The organism is Pseudomonas sp. MWU16-30316 (genome assembly GCF_020515645.1).
Classification (GTDB): Bacteria; Pseudomonadota; Gammaproteobacteria; order Pseudomonadales; family Pseudomonadaceae; genus Aquipseudomonas; species Aquipseudomonas cerasi.
Map to the genome: position 1 here is coordinate 480,127 of NZ_JAIZAZ010000003.1, position 26,223 is coordinate 506,349.

Here is a 26,223-nt window from a genome sequence, read left to right on the forward strand (position 1 = left end):
ATTATCCACGCCCTCAATGTGCCGCTAATTCGCCTGCCAGACGCGCCTTTAGCTTCATAGCCAAGTAGAATCAATTGTTTCACCGGGCGGTCGAGGTAACAGCGTTGGATGTACAGCAGGGCTTTATCCTGAGTCGGCACTGGCAAGACACGCCCGCCGGGACCGAGGTCGACTTCTGGTTGGCCACCGATCAGGGGCCGCGCCATATCCGTCTGCCTTGCCAGCCTTCTGTCGCCTTTATTCCTGCCGAGCAGGGTGAGCGCGCCCGATCGTTATTGCGCACCGAACGTGGCGTAGAGCTGCGCCCGCTGGAACTCTGTGATTTCCGTCATCGCCCGGTGCTGGGTGTGTATTGTCAGCAGCACCGCCAGTTGATGAACATCGAAAAGCTGCTGCGCAGAGGCAACGTGGACGTCTACGAAGCGGACATTCGCCCGCCCGAGCGCTACCTGATGGAGCGCTTTATCACTGCGCCTGTGCAGTTTGGCGGCACGCTGGATGCCGATGGCGTGCTTTGTGACGCGCAGATCAGGCCATCGCCCGATTACCGTCCCAACCTGAAACTGGTATCACTGGATATCGAAACCACGGCACGCGGCGAGCTGTATTCGATTGCACTGGAGGGCTGTGGGCAACGCCAGGTCTACATGCTGGGGCCGGCCAATGGTGGCGACGAGCCGCTGGATTTTCAGCTCGCCTATTGCGATACCCGCGCGCAGTTGCTGGAACGTCTCAACGACTGGCTGGCGCTGCACGACCCTGACGCGATTATCGGCTGGAACGTCATCCAGTTCGATTTGCGCGTGCTGCATGAGCATGCCCAGCGCCTGCAAGTGCCGTTAAGGCTCGGACGTGGCGGTGAAGCGATGGGCTGGCGTGAGCATGGCAGTCGCAACAACCATTTTTTTGCCGAGGTGAGCGGGCGGCTGATTATCGACGGCATCGAGGCATTGCGCTCGGCGACCTGGAGTTTTCCGTCATTCAGCCTTGAATACGTCGCGCAGACCCTGCTGGGCGAAGGCAAGGCCATCGACACGCCTTATCAGCGCATGGACGAAATCAACCGCATGTTCGCCGAGGACAAGCCGGCGCTGGCGCGTTACAACATCAAGGACTGCGAACTGGTCACGCGCATCTTTGCCAAGACGCAACTGCTGACCTTTCTGCTTGAGCGCGCCACGGTCACCGGTCTGCCTGCCGACCGCAGCGGCGGTTCGGTTGCCGCTTTCTGCCATTTGTATATCCCGCTGATGCATCGTCAGGGTTTCGTTGCGCCCAACTTGGGCGAGCGCCTGCCGGAGGCCAGCCCTGGCGGTTTTGTCATGGATTCCCAGCCAGGGCTGTACGAGTCGGTGCTGGTGCTGGACTACAAAAGCCTTTACCCGTCGATCATTCGTACCTTTCTGATTGATCCGGTGGGCTTGATCGAAGGCCTGCGGCATCCGGCGGACAGCGAGTCGGTGCCAGGCTTTCGCGGTGCGCGCTTTTCACGCACACGTCACAGCCTGCCAGCCATCGTCGAGCGAGTGTGGCAGGGGCGGGAAGCCGCCAAGCGCGAGCAGAACGCGCCCTTGTCCCAGGCGCTGAAAATCATCATGAATGCCTTCTACGGTGTGTTGGGTTCGAGCTGCTGCCGCTTTTTCGATCCGCGCCTGGCTTCATCGATCACCCTGCGCGGGCATGAAATCATGCTCAAGACCCGCGACCTCATTCAGGCGCAGGGCTACACCGTGATCTATGGCGATACTGACTCGACCTTTGTCTGGCTGGGCCGCCCTCACGGACAGGAAGAGGCGGCAAGCATCGGCAAGGCGCTGGTGCAGCAGGTCAACCAGTGGTGGCGCGAGCACTTGCACGCCGAGTACGGTTTGCACAGCGCCCTTGAGCTGCAATACGAAACGCATTTTCGGCGCTTCCTGATGCCCACCGTGCGCGGTGCGGAGGAGGGCAGCAAGAAGCGCTATGCCGGTCTGGTGACCCGCGCTGACGGGTCCGAAGAGATGGTCTACAAGGGCCTCGAAACCGTACGCACCGACTGGTCGCCACTGGCTCAGCAGTTTCAGCAGGAACTGTACCTGCGGATCTTCAAGCGTCAGCCGTATCAGGATTACGTGCGTGACTATGTGCAGCGCACCCTGTCAGGCGAGCTGGATGACCTGTTGATCTACCGCAAGCGCCTGCGTCGCAAGCTCGATGACTACCAGCGTAATGTGCCGCCCCATGTACGCGCCGCGCGGCTGGCCGACGAATACAACGACCAGCAGGGGCGACCGCGTCAGTATCAAAGTGGCGGCTGGATCAGCTACGTAATGACCACCGCCGGGCCGGAGCCGCTGGAAATTCGCCACGCCCCGATCGACTACGATCACTACGTGACTCGTCAGTTGCAACCGCTGGCAGATGCCATCCTGCCGTTCGTTGACGACGATTTCAGCACCCTGATCGGTGGGCAGTTGGGGCTGTTTTAACGCGAAACCAGCTGCTCGGCGAGCCACGGCAATACCTGCTCGCAGGACGCCTGGATTTTCATTTCAAGCAATTCATCGGCCCGGGTCTTGCCATGGTTGATGGCGATGACCGGCTTGCCCTGTTCGGCCATCGCCTTGCACAGGCGGAATGCCGACCAGGCCATCAGTGACGTGCCGACCACCAGCAGACCTTCAGCCTCTTCGACACTCTGCATTGCTTTGGCAGCGGTCTGCGCGGCGACGTTTTCACCGAAGAACACGACGTCCGGCTTGAGCCTGTCGCCTTCACAGTGCGGGCAGAGAGGCACCTTGAAGCTGGACTCGAAAGCCGGGTCGAGCAGGGTGTCGCCGTCCGGCGCCTGTGTCGCGTGGACGCCGATCAGATAAGGGTTTTGCTCCAGCATCTGCTCTTGAATGGTTGCCCGGTCGCTGCGCTGCTGGCAATCCAGGCACAGCACCCGGTGCAGGCTGCCGTGCAGTTCGATGACGTCCCGGCTTCCGGCCTGCGTGTGCAGTGCATCGACATTCTGGGTGATCAGTCCTGTGATAGCGTTTTCAGCCTGCAGAGCAGCCAGACCTCGATGCGCGGCATTGGCCTGTGCCGCGCGGATCCGCGGCCAGCCGAGCATCGCACGTGCCCAGTAGCGCTGGCGCGCTGCGGGGTTGCCGAGAAATTCCTGATACATCATCGGCTGCTTGCCGCGCCGCACGCCGTCCTTGTCGCGGTAGTCGGGAATGCCGGATGCGGTGCTGATGCCTGCGCCGGTCACCACCAGAAACGGTTTGTCGGCCATTGCCTGGCATAGCGTGTCGAGCAGATGTCGGGTTGGGCTGTCGAGCATGTTTGAACCTCGGGTGGCCGGTTTCTTGCGACTGGTCACCTTATCATCTGGGGTGCAGGCCACGTCGCGGCTGCCACAGCTGTGAGCCGCCGACGCAGAGGTTGGTTCAATCGCTGGTTTCTGGAAGAAGGCCCGGCAGCGGACCGCTACGCCGAGTGCTCCGCGTGGGCATGGCTTTCCGGACGCTCTGCGTTCGATCCTGAGGATGCCTTTGCCTCTCGCTCTCAATCCTTCAGCGCAATTTTCTTGCCGCGTCTGGCGGCGATGTCGCTGGCCTGGCCGTCACGCTGCTTGCCGGTGCGAGCCTGGGTGATGAGGGCCGGAATCAGCGGGCCTTCCGGCAGGTTTTTCCAGAAGCGCGAAGGGAAGTGGCCTTCCATGACCTTGGGGTTCAGGCGCGCAGGGTTGAAGATGTGGCTGTAGTAGGTCAGCCACAGTTCACCATGCGGGTCTTCCACCTGCCGGGCCATGGTCTGCCAGGCAGGCGGGCAGCGTCGTTCATGAATCAATTGCTGGCCGTCGTAATACACGCCGTCCTGAGGCGTGGCGATCATCCAGCGGTGCTGACCCATGCGGCCGATGAAATGCTCGCTGGCACTGAGCAGAATATCGTGGGCCGGTTCGTGCCAGGCCACGTACTGCGGGCGCATCAGGGCTTCGTCGTCAGCCACGGACGGCAGCGCGACAAATCGCAGGAACGCATGCAGATGATGGGCCTCGCGCCTTACCGATTTCAGGCGACGATGCAATTCACTGCCGAGCTTGTCGCCGGCCATCATCGCTGTGCGGTCGCCGTGAGTCACGCGCCACAGCACTTCGTACAGCAGGCTCCAGCGCTGATCGCCCCGGTAACGCGACGCGCTTTCCAGCAACTGCACCAGCTCCAGAGGAACCCTTGCCTGAAAAGGCCCGGCCTCCCTGGGATACTCTTCTTCGCTGCCGAACAGGTCGGCGGCATCCGGCGACTTCCAGCTGACCTGGCTGGGATCGATTTCATGGCTCAACAGCCAGCGAGCCTGTTGCCGCCAGGTATCGAACAGGTCGTCGCAGTCGAGGCAGATCATCCCCACAGCCCCATTTGCTGAGGCTGAGGCCGGTCGCGCAACTGGTGATGCAGGAACTCGCTGGTGGTTTCCGCATGCGGCGGATGGTAATCACTGGTAATGATGAACGGCTTGGCCTTGGCCAGTATGCAGCGCATGCGGGTGAGGTCTTCATAGCGGATGCGACGCTGTCTGCGCAGCTCGACCAGCCGCTGCGTAGTGCGAATGCCAATACCCGGCACCCTGGCGATCAGTGCCGGGTCGGCCTGGTTCAGGTCCAACGGGAAAACCTGCCGGTTGCCCAGCGCCCAGGCCAGTTTGGGGTCAATGTCCAGCGCCAGATCACCGGGACCGTCGAGCAGCTCACCGGCAGTGAAGCCATATCCGCGCAGCAGAAAATCAGCCTGATACAGGCGATGCTCGCGCATCAGCGGCGGTGCCGCCAGGGGAACGCTGTTGGGGCTGTTGGGTATCGGGCTGAACGCAGAGTAGTAGACCCGGCGCAGCTTGAAGTTGCTGTACAACGACTGCGCGCTGTGCAGGATGGTGCTGTCGTCGGTGGCATCGGCACCGACAATCATCTGCGTGCTCTGCCCGGCAGGCGCAAAGCGCGGCGAGCGAGGCTCGTTGCGCACCGTCTGCTCGCCGGTGTAGATCGTCTGCATGGCTTGCTTGATCGAGGCGACGTCTTTTTCCGGGGCGAGGGTCTGCAGGCTCAGGTCGGTCGGCAGTTCGATGTTGACGCTGAGGCGGTCGGCATAGCGGCCGGCCTTTTCGATCAGCGCCGGATCGGCGTCAGGGATGGTTTTGAGGTGGATGTAGCCGCGAAACTCATGTACCTCGCGCAACAGCCGGGCAACTTCGACCAGTTGCTCCATGGTGTAGTCCGCAGAGCGAATGATCCCGGAACTCAAAAACAGCCCGCTCACGCAATTGCGGCGATAGAAGTCCAGCGTCAGGGTGACCACTTCTTCGGGACTGAAGCGCGCACGTGGCACATCGCTGGAGCGGCGGTTGACGCAGTACTGGCAGTCGTAAAGACAGAAGTTGGTCAGCAGGATTTTCAGCAGCGACACGCAACGCCCATCTGGCGTGTAGCTGTGGCAGATGCCCATGCCATTGGTAGAGCCGAGCCCGGACTTGTCCTGCGAGCTGCGCTTGGGTGCTCCACTGCTGGCGCACGACGCATCGTACTTGGCGGCGTCTGCCAGAATGCTGAGCTTGTCGATAAGCTGCATGAAGTGCCCCTTGACTGTTTGTATATACAGTATAGGGGCGCGAGCAGTGTCACAAGTACCGCACGGCGGAGTTCTGCGAGGCGATGCCGGATCGGATTCACGCAGGCTTTGATCTGCATGAGTGGAAAGCAAGGTGCCAGCATGAATGTTATTTAATAACACATACGTGTTTGGTATGTAATACTGTAACAAATAGTTGCAGGTTACTTTTACTTGAAAAATTCTTCTGACGCTTCGACAGCAAGCGCTTCGATAGCAGGCTCCGTGATGGCCCAGTCGGCCTGGAAGCGGGTCCTGTTTTCCCTGGCGATACTGATATTGCTCTGGCTGGCGATTGGCTGGTCGGTGGCAGTTCCATGAGTGCGGCCATCGCTCTGGAAAACCTCACGGTGGCGTACGAGCGCCGCCCTGCAGTGCACCACATCAGCGGGCGCTTCGAAGCCGGTAGTCTGACGGCTATTGTCGGGCCCAACGGCGCGGGTAAATCGACGCTGATCAAAGCCATCGCCGGCACCATGAAGCCTGCTCAGGGACGCGTCGATCGGGGGCGTCTGGCAACCCGCACGATTGGCTATCTGCCGCAGGCTGCGGAAATCGATCGCAGCTTTCCGTTGAGCGTCGCCGATACGGTGTCGATGGGCGCCTGGCACAGCATCGGCCCGTTTCGCAGTCTGACTCGCAATCATGCGCGCCTGACCGGCGAGGCGCTGATGACCGTCGGCCTCGAGGGGTTTGAAGGGCGTAGCGTGGGCTCGCTGTCGTCGGGTCAGTTTCAGCGGGTGCTGTTCGCCCGACTTTTGTTGCAGGACGCCTCGGTGATCCTCCTGGATGAACCGTTCACCGCCATCGACGCGCGCACCACGCGTGATCTATTACAGCTGGTTCGCGCCTGGCACGGTCAGGGGCGTACGGTGATTGCCGTACTGCACGATATCGAACAGGTTCGTCAGCACTTTCCGCAAACCTTGCTGATGGCTCGCGAAGCCATCGCCTGGGGCGAGACAGCCCAGGTGCTCAGCGTTGCCAACCTGCGCAAGGCGCGCAACATGGCCGAGTACTGGAGCCCGGATGCCTTGCTGTGTGATGCCGAGGACGACGACGCATGATGCTTTATAGCCTGGTGGTCGAGCCTTTTATCGAATTCGGTTTCATGCGCCGTGCACTGGTGGCGTGTCTGGCACTGGGCATCGGCTCGGGGCCGGTCGGCGTGCTGTTGATGTTGCGGCGCATGAGCCTGGTGGGCGATGCGATGAGCCATGCGGTGCTGCCGGGCGCAGCGGTGGGCTTTATGGTCGCCGGGCTGTCGTTGCCGGCAATGGGCTTCGGCGGCCTGATCGCCGGGCTGGCGGTGGCTTTGCTGTCCGGTCTGGTGAGTCGACTGACCTCGCTACGCGAAGACGCCAGCTTTGCCAGCTTCTATCTGACCTCGCTGGCCGCCGGGGTGCTGATTGTCTCGCTGCACGGTTCCAGCGTCGATCTGCTGCATGTGCTGTTCGGCACCATTCTGGCCATCGATGACACCGCTATTTACATGGTCGGCAGCATTGCCTCCTTCACCCTGATTCTGCTGGCGATCATCTATCGCCCACTGGTACTGGAGTGCTTCGATCCGGGCTTTCTGCGTGCGGTCGGCGGGCGCGGCTCGCTGTACCACGTTCTGTTTCTGCTGCTGGTGGTGCTCAACCTGGTCGCAGGCTTTCAGGCGCTGGGTACCTTGATGGCCGTGGGCATGATGATGCTGCCGGCAACCGCGGCACGTTTCTGGACCCACTCGCTGAGTGGCCTGATGGTGATTTCGACGCTGCTGGCGACCTTGTCCGGGCTGATCGGGCTGATCGTTTCCTACCACCTTGGCGTCGCCTCGGGGCCGGCCATCGTGCTGACGGCCAGTGCGTTCTACGGCATCTCCCTGTTGTTCGGGCGCACGGGCATCGTGCGTCGGCTGTTCCCCAAACCTCACCTGGCTCACTGAAAAAGGTACGTCATGAAACGATTGATGATGTTGAGTTCCCTGGCTGCACTGGCGCTGTCGGCATTCGCCAGCCTGGCCCAGGCCAAACCGCTGGAAGCCGTTGCCTCGTTCACAGTCATTGCCGACATGGTCAGTACGGTCGGCGGTGACCGTGTGCACGTCAAATCGCTGATCGGTCCGAACGGCGATCCACACGTTTACGAGCCCACACCGAGTGACGCCCAGGCGCTGAAAAATGCCGATCTTGTATTTGTCAGCGGCCTGCATCTTGAGGGCTGGATGGATCGTCTCATCAAGGCTTCAGGTTACAAGGGGCAGCCGGTGGTACTGTCGGAGGGCATCAAGACCCGCAGCATGGATGAGGACGGCAAGCGCATTGTCGACCCGCATGCCTGGAACAGCGCGGCCAATGGCGTGATTTATGTGCGCAACATCATCGCAGCGCTGAAGAAAGCCGATCCGGAAGGGGCCAGCGTGTATCAGGCCAATGGTGATCGCTACATCGTTGAGTTGCAGCAGCTGGATAGCTATGCACGTGATCAGATCCGTTCGATTCCGGCTGCCAGACGCAAGATCCTCACCTCTCATGACGCGTTCGGCTACTTCGGCGATGCCTACGGGGTGAACTTCCTGTCGCCGCTGGGCTTGTCTACCGAATCTGAGGCGTCGGCCGCCGATGTTTCGAAACTGATCCGTCAGATCAAGACCGAACATGTCAGTGCCTACTTCTTCGAAAACTCCAGCGACCCGCGTCTGGTCAAGCAGATAGCCGAAGCCAGTGGCGCTCAACCAGGGGGTGAACTGTACGTGGAATCCCTGTCGCCAGCCGACGGCCCGGCGTCAACCTACGCGAAGATGTTCCGTTACAACGTCGATACCCTGACTGCGGCAATGAAGCGCAATCAGTGAGCCTGAACTGCCCGGCGCCCTGATTGCAGGCGCCGGGCAGCTCAACGCTTCAGTCGTTGAGGAATTTGAACACAGTGGTCTGGGTGTACGCCTTGCCAGGATCCAGTCGGGTGCTGGGGAATTGCGGCTGGTTGGGCGCATCGGGGTAATGCTGCGTTTCCAGAGTAAAGGCGCCCCAGTGCGGGTAGACCTTGCCAGCCTTGCCGTGAATGCTGCCATCCAGGAAGTTACCGGTGTACAGCTGCACGCCAGGCTCTGTGGTGAACAGCTGCAGTCGGCGGCCTGATTGCGGGTCGCTGACCTCGGCGGCCAGTTTCTTCACGTCCCCCTTGGTGTCGAGCACCCAGTTGAAATCAAACCCGCCTTGCTTGGGTTCGGCGTATTTCAACTGTTGATGATCATCCTTGATGTGTTTGCCGAACGCGGTGGGCTTGAGGAAGTCCATGGGCGTGCCGGCGACAGCAGGCAGTTCTCCGGTCGGGATCAGCTTGTCGTTGACCGGGGTGTAGTGCGAGGCGTGGAGGGTGGCGACCTGTTTGAGCACATCACCACTGCCCGCGCCGGCCAGATTGAAATAACTATGGTTGGTCAGGTTCAGCACCGTCGGTTTGTCGGTGGTAGCGCGGTAGTCGATCTTCAGCTCGTTTTTTTCATTCAGGCTGTAGGTCACTTCAGTCAGCAGGGCTCCTGGAAAACCCATCTCGCCGTCCGGCGACAGGTAGGTCAGCTTCACGCCAACCGAATCACCGGTCCTGGTTTCTTCTGCCTTCCACAAGCGCTTGTCAAAACCCTGCGTGCCGCCGTGCAGCGCGTTGGTCTTGTCGTTGAGCGGGACCTGATAGGTTTTGCCATCCAGACTGAATTTACCGCCTGCCAGGCGGTTGCCGAAGCGGCCGATGGTCGCGCCGAAATAAACCGTACCGTTGTTCTGATAGCCCTGAACATCGTCGAAACCCAGGACGATGTCTTCGACCTTTCCGGCCTTGTCAGGTACCAGCAGCGATTGCAGCGTCGCGCCGTAGGTGATGATGCTGGCCTGCACGCCGTGACTGTTGCGCAGGGTGTATTTTTCGACGGCAGAGCCGTCGGGCAGTTGGCCGAACGCACTGTGTTCGCTGGAGAGTGCGGCGGCCTGTGCGGTCAGGGTGCTGATCATCAAGGACAGTCCAAGGGTGCTGAGGAGCGCATGTTTTTTCATCTGATCTGCCTGCTTTTATTGTTATTGGTAAGACTATTTGATCGGATTCAAGCCGATGCATGGATGTATAGCGTATAAAATGGAGCTTGAAAAATAAATTGTAATACTATTTAGTAGTGCCATCGTCGCTGAAGGCTTGTGACTCACCTTAGCCGATCTGCCGGTTTTTTTTGCCATGCAGCCTGAAATCCGTGCAACGGGTCAGCGCAGGCAGAGGTTGGACAAGACAGCGACACAAACATCCAAAAGTGCCTTTACAACAATAACAAAGGACATTTTTCATGAACTGGCTGCCCGTTTCCGAGCACCGTTTCAAGCTGGCCGAAGGCTCCTTCTGGGATGCCGAGGAGCAGGCTTTGTACTGGGTCGACATTTCCGGGTTCCTGGCGTGTCGGCTGGTCGCCGGGCAGATCCGCCAATGGCGCATGCCGGAGCCGGTTTCTGCATTTATTCCGACCGAGCAGGGTGATGCCCTGGTGACACTGGCCAGCGGCGTTTATCGCCTGGACCTGGACTCCGACAAGACTTCTTTAGTGCCGTTCTGCGTGGCAGACCCCACACCTGGCAATCGCGCCAACGAAGCGCGGTGCGATGCGCGCGGCCACCTTTGGCTTGGCAGCATGCAGAACAACATCGATGCCGAGGGCGGCGACGTGCCTCTGGTGCGTCGTTCAGGCGGGTTGTTCCGCGTTGAACCTGATGCTCGCGTGACCCGTTTGCTGGACGGGCAGGGCATCGTCAACACCCTGTTGTGGAATGACGAGGGTAGCGTGCTGTACAGCGCCGATACGCTGGACGACGTCATTTATCACTATCCGGTGCTCGCAGACGGTGCTTTGGGGCCACGCAAGGTATGGGCTGCAAAACACGATCGAGGCTCACCCGACGGCTCGGCGATGGATGCCGAAGGGTATGTCTGGAATGCGCGCTGGGGTGGCAATTGCCTGATCCGTTTTGCCCCGGATGGCAGTGTTGACCGGGTTGTGGAGCTGCCGGTCAGCCATCCCACCAGTTGTGTATTCGGCGGTCCTGACCTGGAAACGTTGTACGTCACCAGTGCCGCACCTGCCGATGCACAGGGTCGTTTCGATGGCGCGCTGCTGATGGCGCAGGTCGGCGTCAAAGGCACGCCGTGTCAGCGTTTCGCCGGTTGATAAGCGTATCGCGCCGCCGTCTTTTTTGACGGCAGCGTGATGGTAGATGCAAGGGTGACATTCGGTTACATAGCGGTCACCCGTTATATGGTATGACTATTTGACCGGTTTCGGACGCATTCGCGTTCTCGACCGCCACCTCGCTGAACGTTGTAGCTATTCAATAAAAATAAGGAGCTAGCTATGTTGAGTCGTCACGGGATTCGTTCCCTGTGCTGTGTCGCCGTCACTACCGCCATTCTGGGCATGAGTGGCATCACCTCCGCTGCCGAAGAAGTCAAAATCGGCTTTCTGGTCAAGCAGGCTGAAGAACCGTGGTTCCAGGCCGAATGGGCGGGTGCCGAAAAAGCCGGCAAGGAGCATGGCTTTACCGTCATCAAAATTGCCGTGCCAGATGGTGAAAAGACCCTGACCGCTATCGATAACCTCGCCGCCAACGGTGCCAAGGGCTTCGTGATCTGCCCGCCTGACGTGTCGCTCGGCCCTGCGATTGTGGCCAAGGCCAAAGCGCTGGGATTGAAAGTCATGGCCGTGGATGATCGCTTTGTCGACGCCAAGGGTAACTTCATGGAGGACGTGCCTTACCTGGGCATGGCTGCCTTTGAAGTAGGCCAGAAGCAGGGCGTCGAAATGGCCAAGGAAGCGAAAAATCGCAAGTGGGACGAGGATGGCTGGAAAGGCACCTACGCGATCATCAACACTTATAACGAGCTGGATACCGGCAAGAAACGCACGGATGGTTCGGTGAAGTCACTTGAGGAAGCCGGCCTGCCGAAGGACCATATTGTCTTCACCGCACAGAAAACCCTCGATGTGCCAGGCAGCATGGACGCCACCAACTCGGCGCTGCCAAAAGTTCCAGGCGATGCCAAAAGGCTGATCATCGGCGGTATGAACGACAACACCGTATTGGGTGGGGTACGTGCGACTTCTACCAATGGCTTTGAAGCGGATAACGTGATCGGGATCGGTATCAACGGCACCGATGCGATCGACGAACTCAAGAAGAAAAAAAGCGGCTTCTTTGGCTCTATGTTGCCGAACCCTGGCAAAGAGGGTTACGACACCGCGTTGCATGTTTACGAGTGGACCACCAAGGGCACAGAACCACCCAAGTACACCGCTCTGGACGACGTGACACTGATCAAGCGCACCAACTTCCAGGAAATACTGACCGAGCGTGGTCTGTGGAAGTGAGCTGAACGAGGGGCCTGATGTTCAGGCCCCTCACACGTGCGAGGAGATTGGTTCATGCAACAGGCTATCGAACAATACGCCACAGGCGGTGCCTTGCGCTTCAACGGCATCGGCAAGGTCTTCCCCGGCGTCAAGGCGCTTTCGGACATCAGTTTCGAAGCGCGCCCCGGCAGCGTCCATGCATTGATGGGTGAAAACGGTGCCGGTAAATCCACGCTGCTGAAAATTCTCGGCGGCTCTTATCAGCCCAACAGCGGCGCCTTGCAGATCGGCGAGCAGAGCTATCAGTTCAAGTCCACCGCCGAGAGCATCGCGGCTGGCGTGGCGGTGATTCACCAGGAGCTGCATCTGGTGCCGGAAATGACCGTTGCCGAGAACCTGCTGCTCGGGCACATGCCCAATCGCTTCGGTCTGATCAATCGCGGTGCGATGTACCGCCGGGCCAGCGAGCTGCTCAAGGGCCTGGCTGACGAGATAGACCCACGCACACGTCTGGGCGATCTTTCGCTGGGGCAGCGGCAATTGGTCGAGATCGCCAAGGCCATGTCGCGCAATGCCCACGTCATTGCCTTCGACGAGCCCACCAGCAGCCTGTCGGCGCGCGAGATCGACCGACTGATGGCGATCATCGTGCGCCTGCGCGACGAGGGCCGAGTGATTCTTTACGTGTCGCATCGCATGGAAGAAATCTTCCGTGTCTGTGATGCGGTGACGGTGTTCAAGGACGGCCGTTTTGTAAAAACCTTCGAACAGATGGCTGATCTTGATCACGACCGACTGGTGACCTGTATGGTCGGGCGCGATATCCAGAACATCTACAACTACCGTCCGCGTCAGCATCAGGGGCCAAGTCTGCGCGTCACCGGCCTGCTGGGGCCGGGCCTGCATGAGCCGGTCACCTTTGCCGTGCAGAAGGGCGAAGTATTGGGCTTTTTCGGCCTGGTCGGCGCCGGGCGTACCGAGCTGTTCCGGCTGCTCTCGGGGCTTACCCGCAGCTCTGCAGGCAGCCTGCAACTGGACGGCAAACCGCTGACACTCAAGTCACCGCGTGATGCCATCGAGGCCGGAATTCTGCTCTGCCCGGAGGACCGCAAGAAAGAAGGCATCGTGCCGCTGTCCAGCGTCGCGGAGAACATCAACATCGGTGCGCGCCCCCGGCACGTGAACCTCGGTTGCCTGATTCAGGGCAGTTGGGAGCGTGACAACGCACGCAGCCAGATCAAGTCGATGAACGTCAAGACGCCATCGCCCGAGCAGCAGATCATGTACCTCTCTGGCGGCAATCAACAGAAAGCGATTCTTGGTCGCTGGCTGTCGATGCCCATGAAAGTCCTGCTGCTGGACGAGCCGACTCGCGGGATCGACGTCGGGGCCAAGTCCGAGATTTACGAGATCATCCACAACCTGGCCGCAGACGGTATCGCGGTGATTGTGGTCTCCAGCGATCTGATGGAAGTGATGGGCATTTCAGACCGCATTCTGGTGATGAGCGAAGGCGCAATCACCGGTGAACTCAATCGCGACGAGGCTGACGAGTCGCGACTTCTGCAATTGGCTCTGCCTCGCACGCGCGGCTGACAATCGGTCCCTGACCATGAACAATAAAAAAGAGGTGCGTATGTCTACCGAATCCAGCCTGCAGGCTCCCCGTCAGGGCATGAACCTGCGTCGTTTCGCCGATGACTGGGTGATGCTCCTGGCTGCCGTGGGAATCTTCATTTTGTGTGCCGTGTTCATCGACAACTTCATGTCGCCGCTCAACATGCGGGGTCTGGGCCTGGCGATTTCCACAGTGGGCATCGCTGCCTGCACCATGCTCTTCTGCCTGGCGTCCGGGCACTTCGACCTTTCGGTCGGCTCGGTGCTGGCCTGTTCCGGGGTGATCGCCAGTATCGTCATCCGCGACACCGACAGTGTGTTTCTGGGCGTCTCGGCAGCTCTGGCGCTCGGACTGGTGGTGGGCCTGATCAACGGCATCGTGATTGCCAAGCTGCGCATCAACGCCCTGATCACGACCCTGGCAACGATGCAGATCGTGCGCGGCCTGGCGTACATTTTCTCCAACGGCAAGGCTGTCGGCGTTTCCAACGAGGATTTCTTCATCTTTGGTAATGGCCAGGTGTACGGCGTGCCGGTACCGATTCTGATCACCATCGCCTGCTTCATATTCTTCGGCTGGCTGCTCAATTACACCACTTACGGGCGCAACACCATGGCCATCGGCGGCAATCAGGAAGCTGCGCTGCTGGCGGGTGTACACGTAGACCGTACCAAGATCATCATCTTCGCCGTCCACGGTCTGGTGGGGGCACTGGCAGGCGTGGTGCTGGCCTCGCGCATGACCTCGGGTCAGCCGATGATCGGACAGGGCTTCGAGCTGACGATCATTTCTGCCTGCGTACTGGGCGGGGTTTCGCTGAGCGGCGGCATCGGCATGATCCGGCATGTGATCGCCGGGGTGCTGATTCTGGCGATTATCGAAAATGCGATGAACCTCAAGAACATCGACACCTTCTACCAGTACGTGATTCGCGGCACGATCCTGTTGCTGGCGGTGATCATCGACCGGATGAAGCGTCGCTAAATTGCCCGGGCGCTGGTTCTGATGAATCAGCGTCCCTTTCATGCCGGATTCAGTCCCGTACTGCGTTTCATCAACCGCCCAAAGTGTAACTACCGCGGTAGTTGAAATAGCAAACCACCCGTGCGTGCGGTCTGAATCCATTCTTTCCGCGTTTCAGCGAGAATGCGGCGCCAGCGCCGAGCTGCCCAGCCGGGTCAGTCCGTAAAGCGCTGCACCGACCGCCAGCATGATGCCTGCTCGCAGCCAGGTTTCCGGACCTTGCTGAGTGAGCAGCAACAGGCACGAAAGAATGCCCAGCAGCGGAATAACCCAGTGGACCTGAAAGTGCCCGGCTTCGACCTTGTCGCGCTTGAGTACCAGCACGGCGATGTTCACGCTGAGAAATACGAAGAGCAGTAACAGCACGACTGTTTCGGCGAGGATGGTCAGGGTGCTGGTGAAGGACAGGGCAATGGCCACCAGCGTGGTCGCCAGAATTGCCAGCCCCGGCGTGCGGCGCTTGGGCAGCACCGAACCCATCACGGCAGGTAACAGTCCTTCGCGGGCCATGCCGAAGGTCAGTCGGCTGGCCATGATCATGGTCAGCAGCGCGCCGTTGGCCACCGCAATCAGCGCAATGACCGCAAACCAGGGCGCAGGTATGCCGAGCCCAGAGGCACTCACTACGTCCATCAGCGGTGCTTGGGAATCCTTGAGTTGCTCGACCGGCAGGACCATCGCTGCGCCCACGCCAACCAGCATGTACACCGCGCCGGCAGCCAGCAGTGCACCGAACAGGGCGCGTGGATAGACCTTGCGCACATCCTTGATCTCTTCGGCAAGATTGGCCGAAGTTTCAAACCCCACGAACGAATAGAACGCCAGCAATGAGGCACCGAGAATCGCTGTGGCGGGGGATGCGCTGTCCAGTTCAAACACGCGTTGCGGCACGCCTTGCCCTTGACTGACGAACCACACTGCCGCAGCGATGACCATCAGCAAGCCGCTCAGCTCGATGACCGTCATGACCAGATTGGCTGAAAGCGATTCCTTGATACCGCGTGCGTTGAGCAGGCCGACGATGACCAGAAATGCTACACAGACCCACTGCGCAGGCCAGTCGAGCAGCGCCTGAAAGTAGTCGCCGGCGAACGCCACGGCCAGTCCGGCAGCGCTGGTAACGCCAGCCGCGACCATGGAGAAGCCGACCAGAAACGAGAGCAGCGGCTTGCCGAAGGCTTTTTCGGCGTACACCGCGGCACCGCCTGCACGCGGGTATTTGGTCACCAGTTCGGCGTAGGATGCTGCGGTCAGCAAGGCAAAGCACAGGGCAATCAGCAAGGGCGCCCAGATGGCTCCGCCGACGCGTCCGGCTATCGTGCCTGCCAATGCATAGACGCCAGCACCCAGCACGTCGCCGAGGATGAACAGGGTCAACATGGGAGCGGTGATCGCCCGGCGCAGTGATGAGGTGTCGGGAGTGGCCATGGTGGAAAATTCCTTTTCATTGACGCTACACAAGGCTAAAGGCCAAAGAGGGTAAGCGTTGGTCTGTTCATTGGCTCGTTCGAGCGTAGACCGTCAGCGACGCTGCTTTCTACAGTACGCAAGCAAGCATCATTCAGGATCTGGCAGCGACAGCAGTCGGTACAGGCATGAAAAAGTGATCCTGATAACGGAGGTAAATTCAAACCGATGGACATCAAGCCTGACCGGCGGCGGTTTCAGTTCCACAGCGCGCAATAAAGTGGAGCATTCGGTTTGCAGGCTGTCTAAACCTTGCACTTGCGCCGATCGACAGAGGATACGAAGGTGGGACATGACAGCCAGCAACAGTTCCGTTTGGTCTGGAAGACACTGCAAACGTTAAGGGCGGAGGTGCGTAACCTGCAGCTCAGTGAACTGGAGCGTGTTCAGCGTTTAAGGGGTCAGCAGACGGTAGACACCCGCGAAGCTATCCAGCAATCGTTCGTCGGGCTTGAACAGGCAATCGATGATATCGAGGCCACGCTGGCGACCATTGGCGAGGCGACCGGAGAGATCGGCAAGCTTTGATCGTCCCGCAGAGCGCCTGACTCCAGAGCCGTCTGATGGCGGCCCTAGAGTCGTTTGCGCAGAGGAAACTCAGATTTTCGGGCCAGTCCAGCGGGGCGCGTTTCTCAAATCTTCACGCTGCTGTTGATCCGGTGATTTATGCGTCTCGCCGTATTCCACATGCAACTCGCCATCCAGGCGGTTGCTCGATGAACCGTCCTCTTGTGGCGTCTCGTCGAAATGCTTCCATTCGGCACTTTGGAAACGAAACAGGCTGTCGTCTTCCGGTGCTTCGCGCTCCCTGTAGTGATGGATCGAATAGTGGGCGTACTCGACCTTGTCACCCCAGTCAGCCTGCAACAGGCCGTCAGCCGCCAGGTCGCGATACCAGTCATTTTCCTTTTCGGAGGCTTTCTGCTTTTTGTTGTGGTCCACGAAGTAGCCGATGACTCCGCCTACCACCGCAACCACCACCCCGACCAGAAAGAAAGGTCCGGCCAGGGCTGTGGCCGCTGCGCCTCCTGCACCCACCAGTGCGGCGGTGCCCAGCACGCCGGCTGAAGCGCCGAACGCGCCGCCCGCAATTTGCAGACCGCCTGCGGCCTGAGCCAGTTTGTCACCGGATTTGACACCGTCCCTGATGGTAAAAGCTCCCAGCACGATGTCGGCGAAACCGCCGGCCAGGTCTGTCGCCGGGCCGAGAACCTTGACCACCGAACCGGCAATCTTGCTGGCCATCCCCGGCTTCAACTTGGTCTCGCTGTCCAGTCGCTGAGAGATGCCTTGCATTGCGGTGCGTTCGCTTTCAGCGCTACCGGTCAGGTCACCGATAACGGCCATCCGCGTGTCATCAGGGATGTCCAGTGCGTTGCGGATCTCGTCGAGCCGTGCCGCAGAAAGACCGCTGGGGCTGACTTCAACCTTCGGCGGTTTCATGTCCTGCTTGCCCCAGATTTCCGGCACGGTCTTGTCCAGCCCGAGTAAATCAACCAGGCCGCCTTTGCCCATCAGGTCACCCACCTTGTCGGCCAGGCGCACAAAATGGCTGGCGCCACCGGCAAAGCTGAGGAAGTCCTTGGCGATGGCCAGGCGCTGGAGCGGTGTCTCGCCGAGCTTGCCGCCATTCCCGACCATTTGATAAATGGCCGAGAACAAAGACACGCCAGCCGCGACGGAGCCCATGACACCCTTGCTGTTCAGCGTGTTGAAAATCTCGCCCAGCTTGCCGCGATCGGCGACCGGAATATAAGGCTTGGACAGGGCAGTCTTTATGTCGGCCTCACTGACTTTGCCATTTTTCTGATAAGCATCGCCCACTTCCTTCAGCGCCTTGGCGATATCAGCAGGTTTGGCGTTGCCCACGACGCCTTCCTCGATGAATTTCTCGAACGTCGGCTGCAGGAAGCGCGGCATGTCCACCAAAAAGCCCTTGAGTTCTGCCTTGAGCAGGCCGAACAGATCCTTGGTGGCGAGGGCGTTGTTTTCGTCACTGATTTTCGAAGGGTCGGCCACCAGGTCATTGAGGTCGCTGGTCAATCCGTCGGCCTGGATGGACTGCGCTGCCTTGCTGGCGGCTTCGGGATCGACCAGTGCCAGTGAGGACAACGTGTCGCTCAGGTCCTTTTGCGCTTCCTGGCCGAGCCCCTGTTTCTGCAAGTCCTTGAGGTAAAGTACGTAGTCGGGGCTCGCGGTGAGGTCCAGCAGTTTTTGCTTGATCTCGTCCTTGTTGGGCACCTTGTTCACGGCATCGGTCAGCTTGCTCTGGTAGTCCTGCTGCACCGTAGGGTCGGAGAACAGCGTAGTCAGTTGCTCCTGCAGCTTGCCACCGTCAATGATGTCGTGCATGTCCGCCGAGCTCAGCTGAGTCTGCTTGCTGTCGAACTCTCGCCATGTGCCGCCGAATGCACCTTGTGCCTCCTCGTAGCCGGTCAGGCCGCGGCCATTGTCGTAGGCGGCCTGCGCTTCGATGGCCCGGACCAGCTTGGCGCGCGGATCGTCCTTGGGGATATCACCGTTTTTTACGCCTTCGCGGTATTGGTCGAGGAGCTCCTTGGTCGCCAGCTCACCCACATTCAGTTCTTCGGATTTTTCGTCATCCTTGTCAGCCTTCACACCGGTTTTCTGACCCATGAGGTCAACTTCGGACGCACCGGGCAGGTTATGCCGACTGCGGGTTTCACTGATATTGCCGGTGCCCAGCTCATTCCATTTCTGCACCACGTCGTCATACAGCTGGGGGCTGGCGTCCTTGGAGACGATGAACTTGCCGTCGTCGTTCTCGAAGCGGATCAGCCCCGAACCCAGCTCGTCTGGCGAACCGATGGTGATGTCCTGGTTTTTCAGAAAATCGTTGGGGCCTGCCAACGTGTAGCCTTCTTCGCGGCTGCTGTTGATCTTGTCCCAAGCGTCCTTGAGCGTGGTGACCTTGTCGAACAGATCGGGTGTCAATGCCTGGGTCACGACAATCACTTCGCCGCTCTGATTCTTGTAGCTGATCTGGCTGCCTTCCTGGCCGGGTATCCAGTTGAATTCGGTGATGTCGTTAAGGCCCGGTAAAGACGTGTTGCCGTCGGCGAGGAGTTGTCCTTCATTGACCGCCTTTTCCAGCGCTGCGCGTTTTTCGGGGTCTGAAACGACGCTTTGCAGTCCCGTCAAAAACTTGAACAGGCCGGGATTGTCATCACGGGCGACCACCACTTTTTCGCCGTTGTGTTCATAGCGAATGGTGCCAGGGCCGGCCTCGTTCAGCGGGCCGACGGTGGTGCCGAACACGGGCGGCCAGACTTCATTGTCGCCCGCGCGGCGATAACCTTCCGACTCGCTTTTGCTCAGCCCCGTCAGCGAGTTGTAGGCATCCTTGGCGGCAGCATACAGATCGGGGTTATCGCGCTCGGACACCACAACTTTGTTGCCATCGCGGTCAACATAGCGCATCACCCCCGGTCCGACCTCGTCGACCGGACCGACTTCTGCGAAATCGCCCAGTTTTGCGGGGATTTTTTCATCCGCGCCGGCCGCCCGATAGCCCTCCTGCTGGCTGCTGTTTATGCCGGAAAGGGATTTGAAGTCCGATGCAACCTGCTTGAACAGTTCCGGGTTGTCCTGTTGCGACACCATGATCTTGCTGCCGTCGGCGGCCTCATAGCGAATCAGGCCCGGCCCCATTTCATCCGGTGCCCCGATGCGCAGGTAGCCACCCAGGTTCGATGGCGCCTCGGCACCCGCCGCAGCCGGCTTGTAGCCCTGCGTCACGCTGGTCTTGAAGCCGGCGAGCCTGGGCTGATCCGCTACCACTTGCTGGTAGAGCGCCGGGCTGGTGGACCGGTAGACCAGTACGTGATCACCTTTCTCTGTCACATAGCGAATCGTATCGGCGGCGACAGTGCCCGGCTTTTCTATGGACGCATAATCGCCCAGCGCAGGCGCTTTCTCGGTCGCGCTTGCCGGACGATAGGTGCTGCTGCGGTTGCTCGATTGCAGCACCTGATTGAAGCGGATGTTCGCGTTACCGCTGGGGGCAGGGCTGGGGGCGGGTGTCGGGCTGACCGTTGACGTCGACATGGCGGGTAACTCCTGGTGTGGACAGTAGATGCGATTGGCCGTTGAACAAGATGTACTTCAGCCGCTCGCTAAAATCGCCATGTGTTGCGCAGCAGCCTTGCATGTGTTGCGCAGCAGCCTTGACAGTCAGGCAATACACATTGGCGACCCTGAAGTTTCAAACACATTGCACAGGGCATGGTTAAAACGAGTGCACACTTCTATAGTTTGAACGGGTTCTCGTTTTACGAATGTCCGGTCAGTGAACTTACTGAGCAGACACTAACACTTGGCGGGCGATAAGGAAGATCAATGCCTGCGTTTTCACAACGTTTCACACGCCTGCCGAGTATCAGCTCGTACGTCTGGAGGCCAAGCAGCACAGTATCTGTGGCGTGGCTGATACCTGAAAACTTAATCTCTCCAGAAATAAGACAGTAATAAATATCATTTTGATATCATTGTTGGTTAATTGTTTTAACGGGTTGTGAAAACGCAATTTCACAACTTTTCACAGCATCTGATAATTCGCCTTGCGTAGTATTGATCTGGCGGAACAGTGAACGCATTGCTTGCTGGGAGCATCAAGTAACAATCCCGGGTTCACTGTTCGGTGATGGCATATTGCTCTGCCTCTCGGCAGTTGAAACTTCCCCCTCGAAGCAAGGAGAAACAACATGAGTGAGACTGCACCAGTAAGCTCCGGCAATTCGGACGCGGCAATCGAAAAGATGTCCGCTACCTTTGACATGGCTATCGAGAAATCAGCCAAGATCACTGAAATCTCCACTGCCAAGAAGGCAGAGCTGGACGCTACCAAGCAACGTCCTCAGAACTGATGTCGTGGTGTGGGCGGCGGCGCTGCCGCCCGCACTCGCTTCCTGCACGATTTGCACCACGTCTTTCGATCGACAGCTTTACCCGGCTCTGACGTGCCGTTTCCGGTAGATCACACGGTGGTAACTCGATCATGACAGCCCTGATTTCATTGAGCGCAACGCCAGACGCTGCCGAACAGGATAATGGCGTGGCATTGCTCGAAATTCTCCACGGCTTGCACCAGGGCGTTGCTCTGGCGCTCGACAAGCCGCTCTATACAATCGGCAGTGCCGCCACGGCCGACCTTGTGCTGGGCGATGCCGGTATCGCTGCGCAGCATGCGCGCCTGCGGTTTTCCGAAGAACTCGTTGCCATTGAAGCGATAGGCGGCGACGTAACCGCAATGGATGCGCTTGGCAAAAGTCTGCTTATCCCCGAGGGGCATGGGCAGCGACTCGGGTTGCCCGTCGAACTGACGCTTGGACAAAGCCGTCTGCGCTTGCGCAGTACTCGACCTGCAAAAGCCTCGTCCGTTGAGCCGCGTAAACTGCACGCATTCAAGGTGCCGGTGTTGGGCGCGCTGTTGCTGCTGGTGACATGCGCCACTGCATTTGCGTTTCGTGCGCCGCCAGAGGCTGTGTCGCATCGCGGTGCCGTCGGTATGCCTGCAGCGCCTGCCAATGTGTCTGCGCCGACGCTGGCCGAAGCCCGGACCTGGCTGGATCAAGCACTGCGCGACGCCAGGCTTGGTCAATTGCGCGTCCACGAGCAGGATGGTCAGCTGAGTGTGGCAGGCAGCTATCCCGCCGATCTTAAAAGCAACTGGTTAAAGGTTCAGCGCGATTTCGACAGCCGCTTTGGTCAGCGCATCGTCCTGACCCCCCATGTTCAGGTGAGCGCGGCGGTTGCGACACCACGTGTGCGCCTGCAAGCCGTCTGGTTCGGACGCAATCCATATGTCATCGACGAGCATGGCAAGCGCGTCTACCCCGGCGCGATACTGGCGGACGACTGGACGCTGGAAAGTATCGAAGGTGATCAGGTACGTCTGGTGCGTGGTCAGGAACGGTTTGCCTTCACATTATGAAAGTCGACCTGCGACCCATCACCCCGACTTCTCCGGAGTCCTTGCCAGCTGTCGAGCGTGTCGCGCCGACGCAGCCCAGACAAGGCACGCGATTCGAAGCGCTGCTGGATCAACGCGAGCGCAAGGTCCGTCGCTCACTGCGTGGCGAGCTTGAACAGACCGAGCAGGCCGCTGGTGTCGCCGCGCCATTGTTTGGCCCGGCGCGCTCGCTGCAAGTATTGCACTACGTGCTTGATGAAGTGCTGCCCGCGCTGGATGCAGAACCTGAAATCCGCGAGTTGGCTGAAGAGGTGATTCGAGAGGAAATCGAATTGCGTCTCTTGCTTGAACAGCAGCGCGCCGAGGTGCAGCCATGAGTGCAGCCCAGGACCGCGAATGTGTCGAGTTGTTGACCGGGCTCGGTAATCTGTACCGCCGCAGCGGTCAACCGCAGCGGGCACTGGTGATGTTGCTGATTGCCATCCAGCTGGCGCCGACCGACACCGCGCTATTGCACGGTCTGGCTCTGGCATTCACTGACAGTGGAGATGCTGACAGGGCCCTCGCTGCACTGGACCGTCTGGTCGAGCAGCAGGGCGAAAGTCCGTCCCTGCTTTTGTTGCGTAGCCGGGCACTATGGAAGGCCGGTCGCAGGGACGAAGCACGTCAGTGTTTCAGACGTTATCTGGATGCCCGGAGGGCCGCGCAATGACCCTCATGAACCGCCTCAACCGACTGGCCGAAATTGCCTCGAAACGCACCGATGTGATCATCGTAGCGTTCATGCTCATGGCCATCGCAATGATGATCATACCGCTGCCCACCTACCTGGTGGACGCGCTGATTGCTCTGAACATTGCGCTCAGCCTGCTGATTCTGATCGTCGCGTTTTACATCAATCATTCGGTGGAGTTTTCGGCATTGCCACCGCTGATCCTGCTCAGCACCCTGTTTCGTCTTTCGCTGTCGATCACCACGACACGTCTGATCCTGCTGGATGGCAATGCCGGTCATATCGTCAAGGCGTTCGGCGACTTTGTGATCGCAGGTCAGGTCGTGGTCGGGCTGGTGGTGTTTCTGATCATTACCGTGGCGCAATTCGTGGTCATCACCAAAGGCGCCGAGCGGGTCGCCGAAGTCGCTGCACGGTTTACCCTCGATGCAATGCCGGGAAAGCAGATGAGCATCGACAACGATCTGCGCAACGGTGACATCGATCAGGCCGAAGCCAGGCGCCGTCGTTCGCGCCTGGAGCGGGAAAGCCAGATGTTCGGGGCCATGGACGGTGCCATGAAATTCGTCAAGGGCGATGCCATTGCCGGGCTGGTGATCCTGTTCGTCAATCTGCTGGGCGGCATGATGATCGGCATGGTTCAGCGGGGTATGCCATTCGCCGAGGCGGCGCATACTTATTCGCTGCTGACCGTCGGCGATGGTCTGATCGCGCAGATCCCGGCGTTGTTGATTTCGGTGGCTGCAGGCACCGTGGTCACGCGGGTCAACAGCGATGGCGAAGAGCGCGACCTGGGCACCGAAATCGTCAGGCAATTGGGGGCCAGCCATCGGGCGCTGGGGCTGACCGCATTGATTCTGCTTGGCGTCGGGCTGCTGCCCGGATTTCCCATGCCGGTATTCATAGTGCTGGCGGCATTGCTTGGCGGCAGCGCATTTTTCCTCTGGCGTCGTCAGCATCGGGCCAGCCTTCCCACTGCACAGCTCGAGCAACCTGACCAACTGTCGGCGACTGAACCCGAGCCGGTCGTCGTGCAGGAGGATGCCGAGCGTCCCCGCGACACCCAGGTACTGTTGAGTATCGGGGCAGGGTTGGCCGAGGCGGCACCCCTGCAGCCGCTGCGCCAGCGTATCGAAGCCATGTGTCACGACATTCGCACGGATCTGGGAGTCGAGGTGCCGGTGCCGGACGTCTATCTGGATCGCTCAATGGCGGCAGATCGCTTTCAGGTCGAGCTGGAGGGCGTACCGGTCTGCGAAGGTGAATTCAGTGCCACGTCGCTGCTGCTACTGGATGATCCGCTGCATGCACAACTTATCTCCGTGGAGCCCTTCGAAGCCCCTTCGCCGATCAGTTCGCGTCCCGGTCGTTGGGTAGATCGCGAGCATGCCGATCAGTTGCAGGAGGCGGGCATCGGCTTTCTGTTCGCCGACGAAATCCTGCGCGCCACGCTGGAGCGCACCTTGCGTCGCTATGCTGCAGATTTCCTGGGTATTCAGGAAACCCGCGTGATGCTGGAGCAGCTTGAAGGCAAGTACGCAGAACTGGTCAAGGAGGCGTTACGCATCCTGCCGCTGCAACGTATTGCCGAAGTATTGCGGTTGCTGGTTGCCGAAGGTGTGTCAATACGCAACCGCCGTGGATTGCTGGAGGCGATGGTGGAGTGGGGCGGTCGCGAAGCCGATGCCGGGCGTCTGACTGAACATCTGCGCGCAGCGCTGGCGCGTCAGGTCAGCCACCAGTATGCCGATCGCAACCGGGTGATCAGCGCATTTGTGCTGGCCCCTGCCCTCGAAGAAAAATTGCGTACCGCGTTGGGCCGCCAGGACAGAAATCGTGACGCGCTGCCCGATGACATTGGACGGACCGTACTTGGACAATTGCGGCGCCTGTGCGCTGTGCTGCCCGAAGATGAGTCGACGGTATTGCTGGTACACCCCGAGCTGCGTCGCGGCCTGCGCCGCATCATCCTGCGTGGCGAGCTGCAGTTGCCTGTGCTGTCGTATCGCGAGCTGGCCAGCGAATACAACCTTCAAGCGGTCGGCACTGTCAGCCTGACCGATATCACTGCGCGCCCGGCCCCCAAGGCTGACGCGGCCACCTCTCTGGCGACTGCCTCATGATCCGTTCCGCTTCTGTAATTCGTCTGTTGTTTCTGGCGCTCAGTGCCTTGCTCATCGCTGGCGGTGCGAATGCCGAAACCATCGCCAAAGGCGCCAAGGGCACCGTTGATCTGGCGATTGGCGAAGGCCGGGTTCTGCATTTCTCGGCACCGGTGGACTCGGTCATGGTCGCAGAGCCAGGCATTGCCGACCTGCAGGTGGTATCGCCCGGTGTGATTTACGTGTTCGGCAAAACAGCCGGGCAGACCAGCCTGATCGCGCTGGACAGCGAGGGTCGGGAAACCGCGACCCTGAGCCTCGCCGTGAGCAGCGGCACGGCAGCGGTGAGCCGCCCGCTCAAGGCGCTGCACCCGCAGAGTCAGGCGCGCATCAATGCCAGCGGCAGCCGTGTGATCGCCAGCGGCGCCGTCCAGGATGTCGGTGAAGCGACCGACCTGAATGCCTTGCTGAGCACCGAGGGCCAGAACTTTCAGTCGACGGTCAACAGCGCCACTTACGCAGGCTCGGCACAGGTCAACATCCGTGTACGTTTCGCTGAAGTTTCACGCTCCGAACTGCTGCGCTATGGGGTGAACTGGAATGCGCTGTTCAATAACGGCACCTTTTCGTTTGGCCTGCTGACCGGTGGCAGCCTGGCTGCCGATGCCGCAAGCGGCGCGTCAAACGTCATCAGCGCCGGGCTCACCTCGGGTAACGTCAACATCGATGCGATGCTTGAGGCGTTGCAAAACAATGGCGTGCTTGAGGTGCTGGCAGAGCCGAACATCACGGCGATGACCGGGCAGACGGCGAGCTTTCTGGCGGGGGGTGAAGTGGCTGTACCGGTGCCCGTCAACCGTGAGGTGGTCGGTATCGAATACAAGCCTTACGGCGTCTCGCTGTTGTTCAGCCCAACGCTGCTGCCCAACGGCCGTATTGCCCTGCAAGTACGTCCTGAAGTCAGCAGCCTGATGAGCACCACCACGCTGGACGTCAATGGCTACCAGGTGCCTTCGTTCCGTGTGCGACGTGCCGACACCCGCGTGGAAGTCGGCAGCGGCCAGACATTCGCCATTGCCGGGCTGTTCCAGCGCGAGAGCAGTCAGGACATGGATAAGGTACCGATGCTTGGCGACATGCCGATTCTTGGCAGTCTGTTTCGCTCCAAACGCTTTCAGCGCAACGAGACCGAACTGGTGATTCTGATCACCCCTTATCTGGTCGAACCGGTCAAGGAGCGTGTGGCCGCCACCCCGTTGGACAAGCAGCGCGCAGCCAGCACCGCAGCGGCCGGACCGCGCAGTGGCGGCGCGTTCGGCTTTTACATGAACTGACAGGAACCGGC

Annotated in this window: 21 protein-coding genes; 15 read left to right on the plus strand and 6 right to left on the minus strand. The window is 59.8% G+C overall.

What is annotated here, in order from left to right; all coding sequences use genetic code 11:
* The first annotated feature begins 104 nt into the window (after positions 1-104).
* Positions 105-2,468 carry a DNA polymerase II gene (locus tag LCH65_RS13265; protein ID WP_226439534.1) on the plus strand — a complete coding sequence of 788 codons (2,364 nt, stop codon included), beginning with the start codon at positions 105-107 and terminating at the stop codon, positions 2,466-2,468.
* Here LCH65_RS13265 and LCH65_RS13270 read toward each other — a convergent pair.
* From LCH65_RS13270 to LCH65_RS13280, 3 genes are all read right to left on the minus strand, one after another.
* Entirely contained in the window at positions 2,465-3,310 is an 846-nt protein-coding gene (locus LCH65_RS13270) for an NAD-dependent protein deacetylase (RefSeq protein ID WP_003434245.1), read from the minus strand. The two genes, LCH65_RS13265 and LCH65_RS13270, sit on opposite strands and share 4 nt — an antisense overlap.
* 224 nt (positions 3,311-3,534) lie before the next feature.
* Positions 3,535-4,374, minus strand: coding sequence for a TIGR03915 family putative DNA repair protein (locus LCH65_RS13275; protein ID WP_003369140.1), 840 nt, complete (start codon positions 4,372-4,374; stop codon positions 3,535-3,537).
* Positions 4,371-5,591 (minus strand): putative DNA modification/repair radical SAM protein, encoded by a 1,221-nt coding sequence (locus tag LCH65_RS13280; RefSeq protein WP_003434243.1) that lies wholly within the window; start codon positions 5,589-5,591, stop codon positions 4,371-4,373. The genes LCH65_RS13275 and LCH65_RS13280 overlap by 4 nt, the downstream gene beginning before the upstream one ends.
* Before the next feature lie 356 nt (positions 5,592-5,947).
* Between LCH65_RS13280 and aztA the strand changes: the two genes are divergently transcribed.
* The 3 genes from aztA to LCH65_RS13295 are packed head-to-tail and all read left to right on the plus strand — an operon-like array spanning position 5,948 to position 8,472.
* The gene (gene aztA / locus LCH65_RS13285) at positions 5,948-6,697 is read left to right on the plus strand and encodes a zinc ABC transporter ATP-binding protein AztA (RefSeq protein ID WP_003369147.1); all 750 of its coding nucleotides are present in this window, start codon (positions 5,948-5,950) and stop codon (positions 6,695-6,697) included.
* Positions 6,694-7,563 (plus strand): metal ABC transporter permease, encoded by an 870-nt coding sequence (locus LCH65_RS13290; RefSeq protein WP_003410031.1) that lies wholly within the window; start codon positions 6,694-6,696, stop codon positions 7,561-7,563. The genes aztA and LCH65_RS13290 overlap by 4 nt, the downstream gene beginning before the upstream one ends.
* 12 nt (positions 7,564-7,575) lie before the next feature.
* On the plus strand, positions 7,576-8,472 hold the full coding sequence (locus LCH65_RS13295) for a metal ABC transporter substrate-binding protein (RefSeq protein WP_054081516.1): 897 nt from the start codon (positions 7,576-7,578) through the stop codon (positions 8,470-8,472).
* Between the two features lie 49 nt (positions 8,473-8,521).
* On the opposite strand, the gene LCH65_RS13300 is transcribed toward LCH65_RS13295, so the two are convergent.
* Entirely contained in the window at positions 8,522-9,670 is a 1,149-nt protein-coding gene (locus LCH65_RS13300; RefSeq protein WP_072366494.1) for an aldose epimerase family protein, read from the minus strand.
* A 281-nt stretch (positions 9,671-9,951) separates the two neighbouring features.
* Here LCH65_RS13300 and LCH65_RS13305 point away from each other — a divergent pair, with 281 nt between their 5' ends.
* The 4 genes from LCH65_RS13305 (at position 9,952) to araH (ending at position 14,605) form a co-directional block, all read left to right on the plus strand.
* Positions 9,952-10,824, plus strand: coding sequence for an SMP-30/gluconolactonase/LRE family protein (locus LCH65_RS13305; RefSeq protein ID WP_003434238.1), 873 nt, complete (start codon positions 9,952-9,954; stop codon positions 10,822-10,824).
* A gap of 183 nt (positions 10,825-11,007) precedes the next feature.
* A complete protein-coding gene (locus tag LCH65_RS13310; RefSeq protein WP_226439535.1) occupies positions 11,008-12,021 on the plus strand; it encodes a substrate-binding domain-containing protein in 1,014 nt (337 codons plus the stop codon).
* A 54-nt stretch (positions 12,022-12,075) separates the two neighbouring features.
* Complete coding sequence (araG, locus tag LCH65_RS13315) at positions 12,076-13,599, plus strand: L-arabinose ABC transporter ATP-binding protein AraG (protein ID WP_099266584.1); 1,524 nt, start codon at positions 12,076-12,078, stop codon at positions 13,597-13,599.
* Positions 13,600-13,639: 40 nt separating this feature from the next.
* Positions 13,640-14,605 carry an L-arabinose ABC transporter permease AraH gene (gene araH / locus LCH65_RS13320; RefSeq protein ID WP_003369163.1) on the plus strand — a complete coding sequence of 322 codons (966 nt, stop codon included), beginning with the start codon at positions 13,640-13,642 and terminating at the stop codon, positions 14,603-14,605.
* Between the two features lie 153 nt (positions 14,606-14,758).
* Here araH and LCH65_RS13325 read toward each other — a convergent pair whose 3' ends face one another.
* Entirely contained in the window at positions 14,759-16,072 is a 1,314-nt protein-coding gene (locus tag LCH65_RS13325) for an APC family permease (protein WP_003369165.1), read from the minus strand.
* 324 nt (positions 16,073-16,396) lie between these two features.
* On the opposite strand from LCH65_RS13325, the gene LCH65_RS13330 reads away from it, so the two are divergent.
* Positions 16,397-16,639 carry a hypothetical protein gene (locus LCH65_RS13330; protein ID WP_226439536.1) on the plus strand — a complete coding sequence of 81 codons (243 nt, stop codon included), beginning with the start codon at positions 16,397-16,399 and terminating at the stop codon, positions 16,637-16,639.
* Between the two features lie 69 nt (positions 16,640-16,708).
* On the opposite strand, the gene LCH65_RS13335 is transcribed toward LCH65_RS13330, so the two are convergent.
* Positions 16,709-20,179, minus strand: a complete 3,471-nt coding sequence (locus LCH65_RS13335; protein ID WP_058416147.1) for a hypothetical protein — start codon at positions 20,177-20,179, stop codon at positions 16,709-16,711.
* A 656-nt stretch (positions 20,180-20,835) separates the two neighbouring features.
* On the opposite strand from LCH65_RS13335, the gene LCH65_RS13340 reads away from it, so the two are divergent.
* The 6 genes from LCH65_RS13340 to LCH65_RS13365 all read left to right on the plus strand — a co-directional run bounded on the left by LCH65_RS13340 (position 20,836) and on the right by LCH65_RS13365 (position 26,212).
* Positions 20,836-20,997, plus strand: coding sequence for a hypothetical protein (locus LCH65_RS13340; RefSeq protein WP_003369172.1), 162 nt, complete (start codon positions 20,836-20,838; stop codon positions 20,995-20,997).
* Between the two features lie 131 nt (positions 20,998-21,128).
* A complete protein-coding gene (locus tag LCH65_RS13345; RefSeq protein WP_226439537.1) occupies positions 21,129-22,064 on the plus strand; it encodes an FHA domain-containing protein in 936 nt (311 codons plus the stop codon).
* Positions 22,061-22,420, plus strand: a complete 360-nt coding sequence (locus LCH65_RS13350; protein WP_003434228.1) for a hypothetical protein — start codon at positions 22,061-22,063, stop codon at positions 22,418-22,420. Before LCH65_RS13345 ends, LCH65_RS13350 begins: the two co-directional genes overlap by 4 nt.
* Entirely contained in the window at positions 22,417-22,755 is a 339-nt protein-coding gene (locus LCH65_RS13355) for a tetratricopeptide repeat protein (RefSeq protein ID WP_003369180.1), read from the plus strand. Before LCH65_RS13350 ends, LCH65_RS13355 begins: the two co-directional genes overlap by 4 nt.
* Complete coding sequence (gene sctV, locus LCH65_RS13360) at positions 22,752-24,899, plus strand: type III secretion system export apparatus subunit SctV (RefSeq protein WP_226439538.1); 2,148 nt, start codon at positions 22,752-22,754, stop codon at positions 24,897-24,899. Before LCH65_RS13355 ends, sctV begins: the two co-directional genes overlap by 4 nt.
* Positions 24,896-26,212 (plus strand): type II and III secretion system protein family protein, encoded by a 1,317-nt coding sequence (locus LCH65_RS13365; protein ID WP_003369185.1) that lies wholly within the window; start codon positions 24,896-24,898, stop codon positions 26,210-26,212. Before sctV ends, LCH65_RS13365 begins: the two co-directional genes overlap by 4 nt.
* The last annotated feature ends 11 nt before the right edge of the window (positions 26,213-26,223 follow it).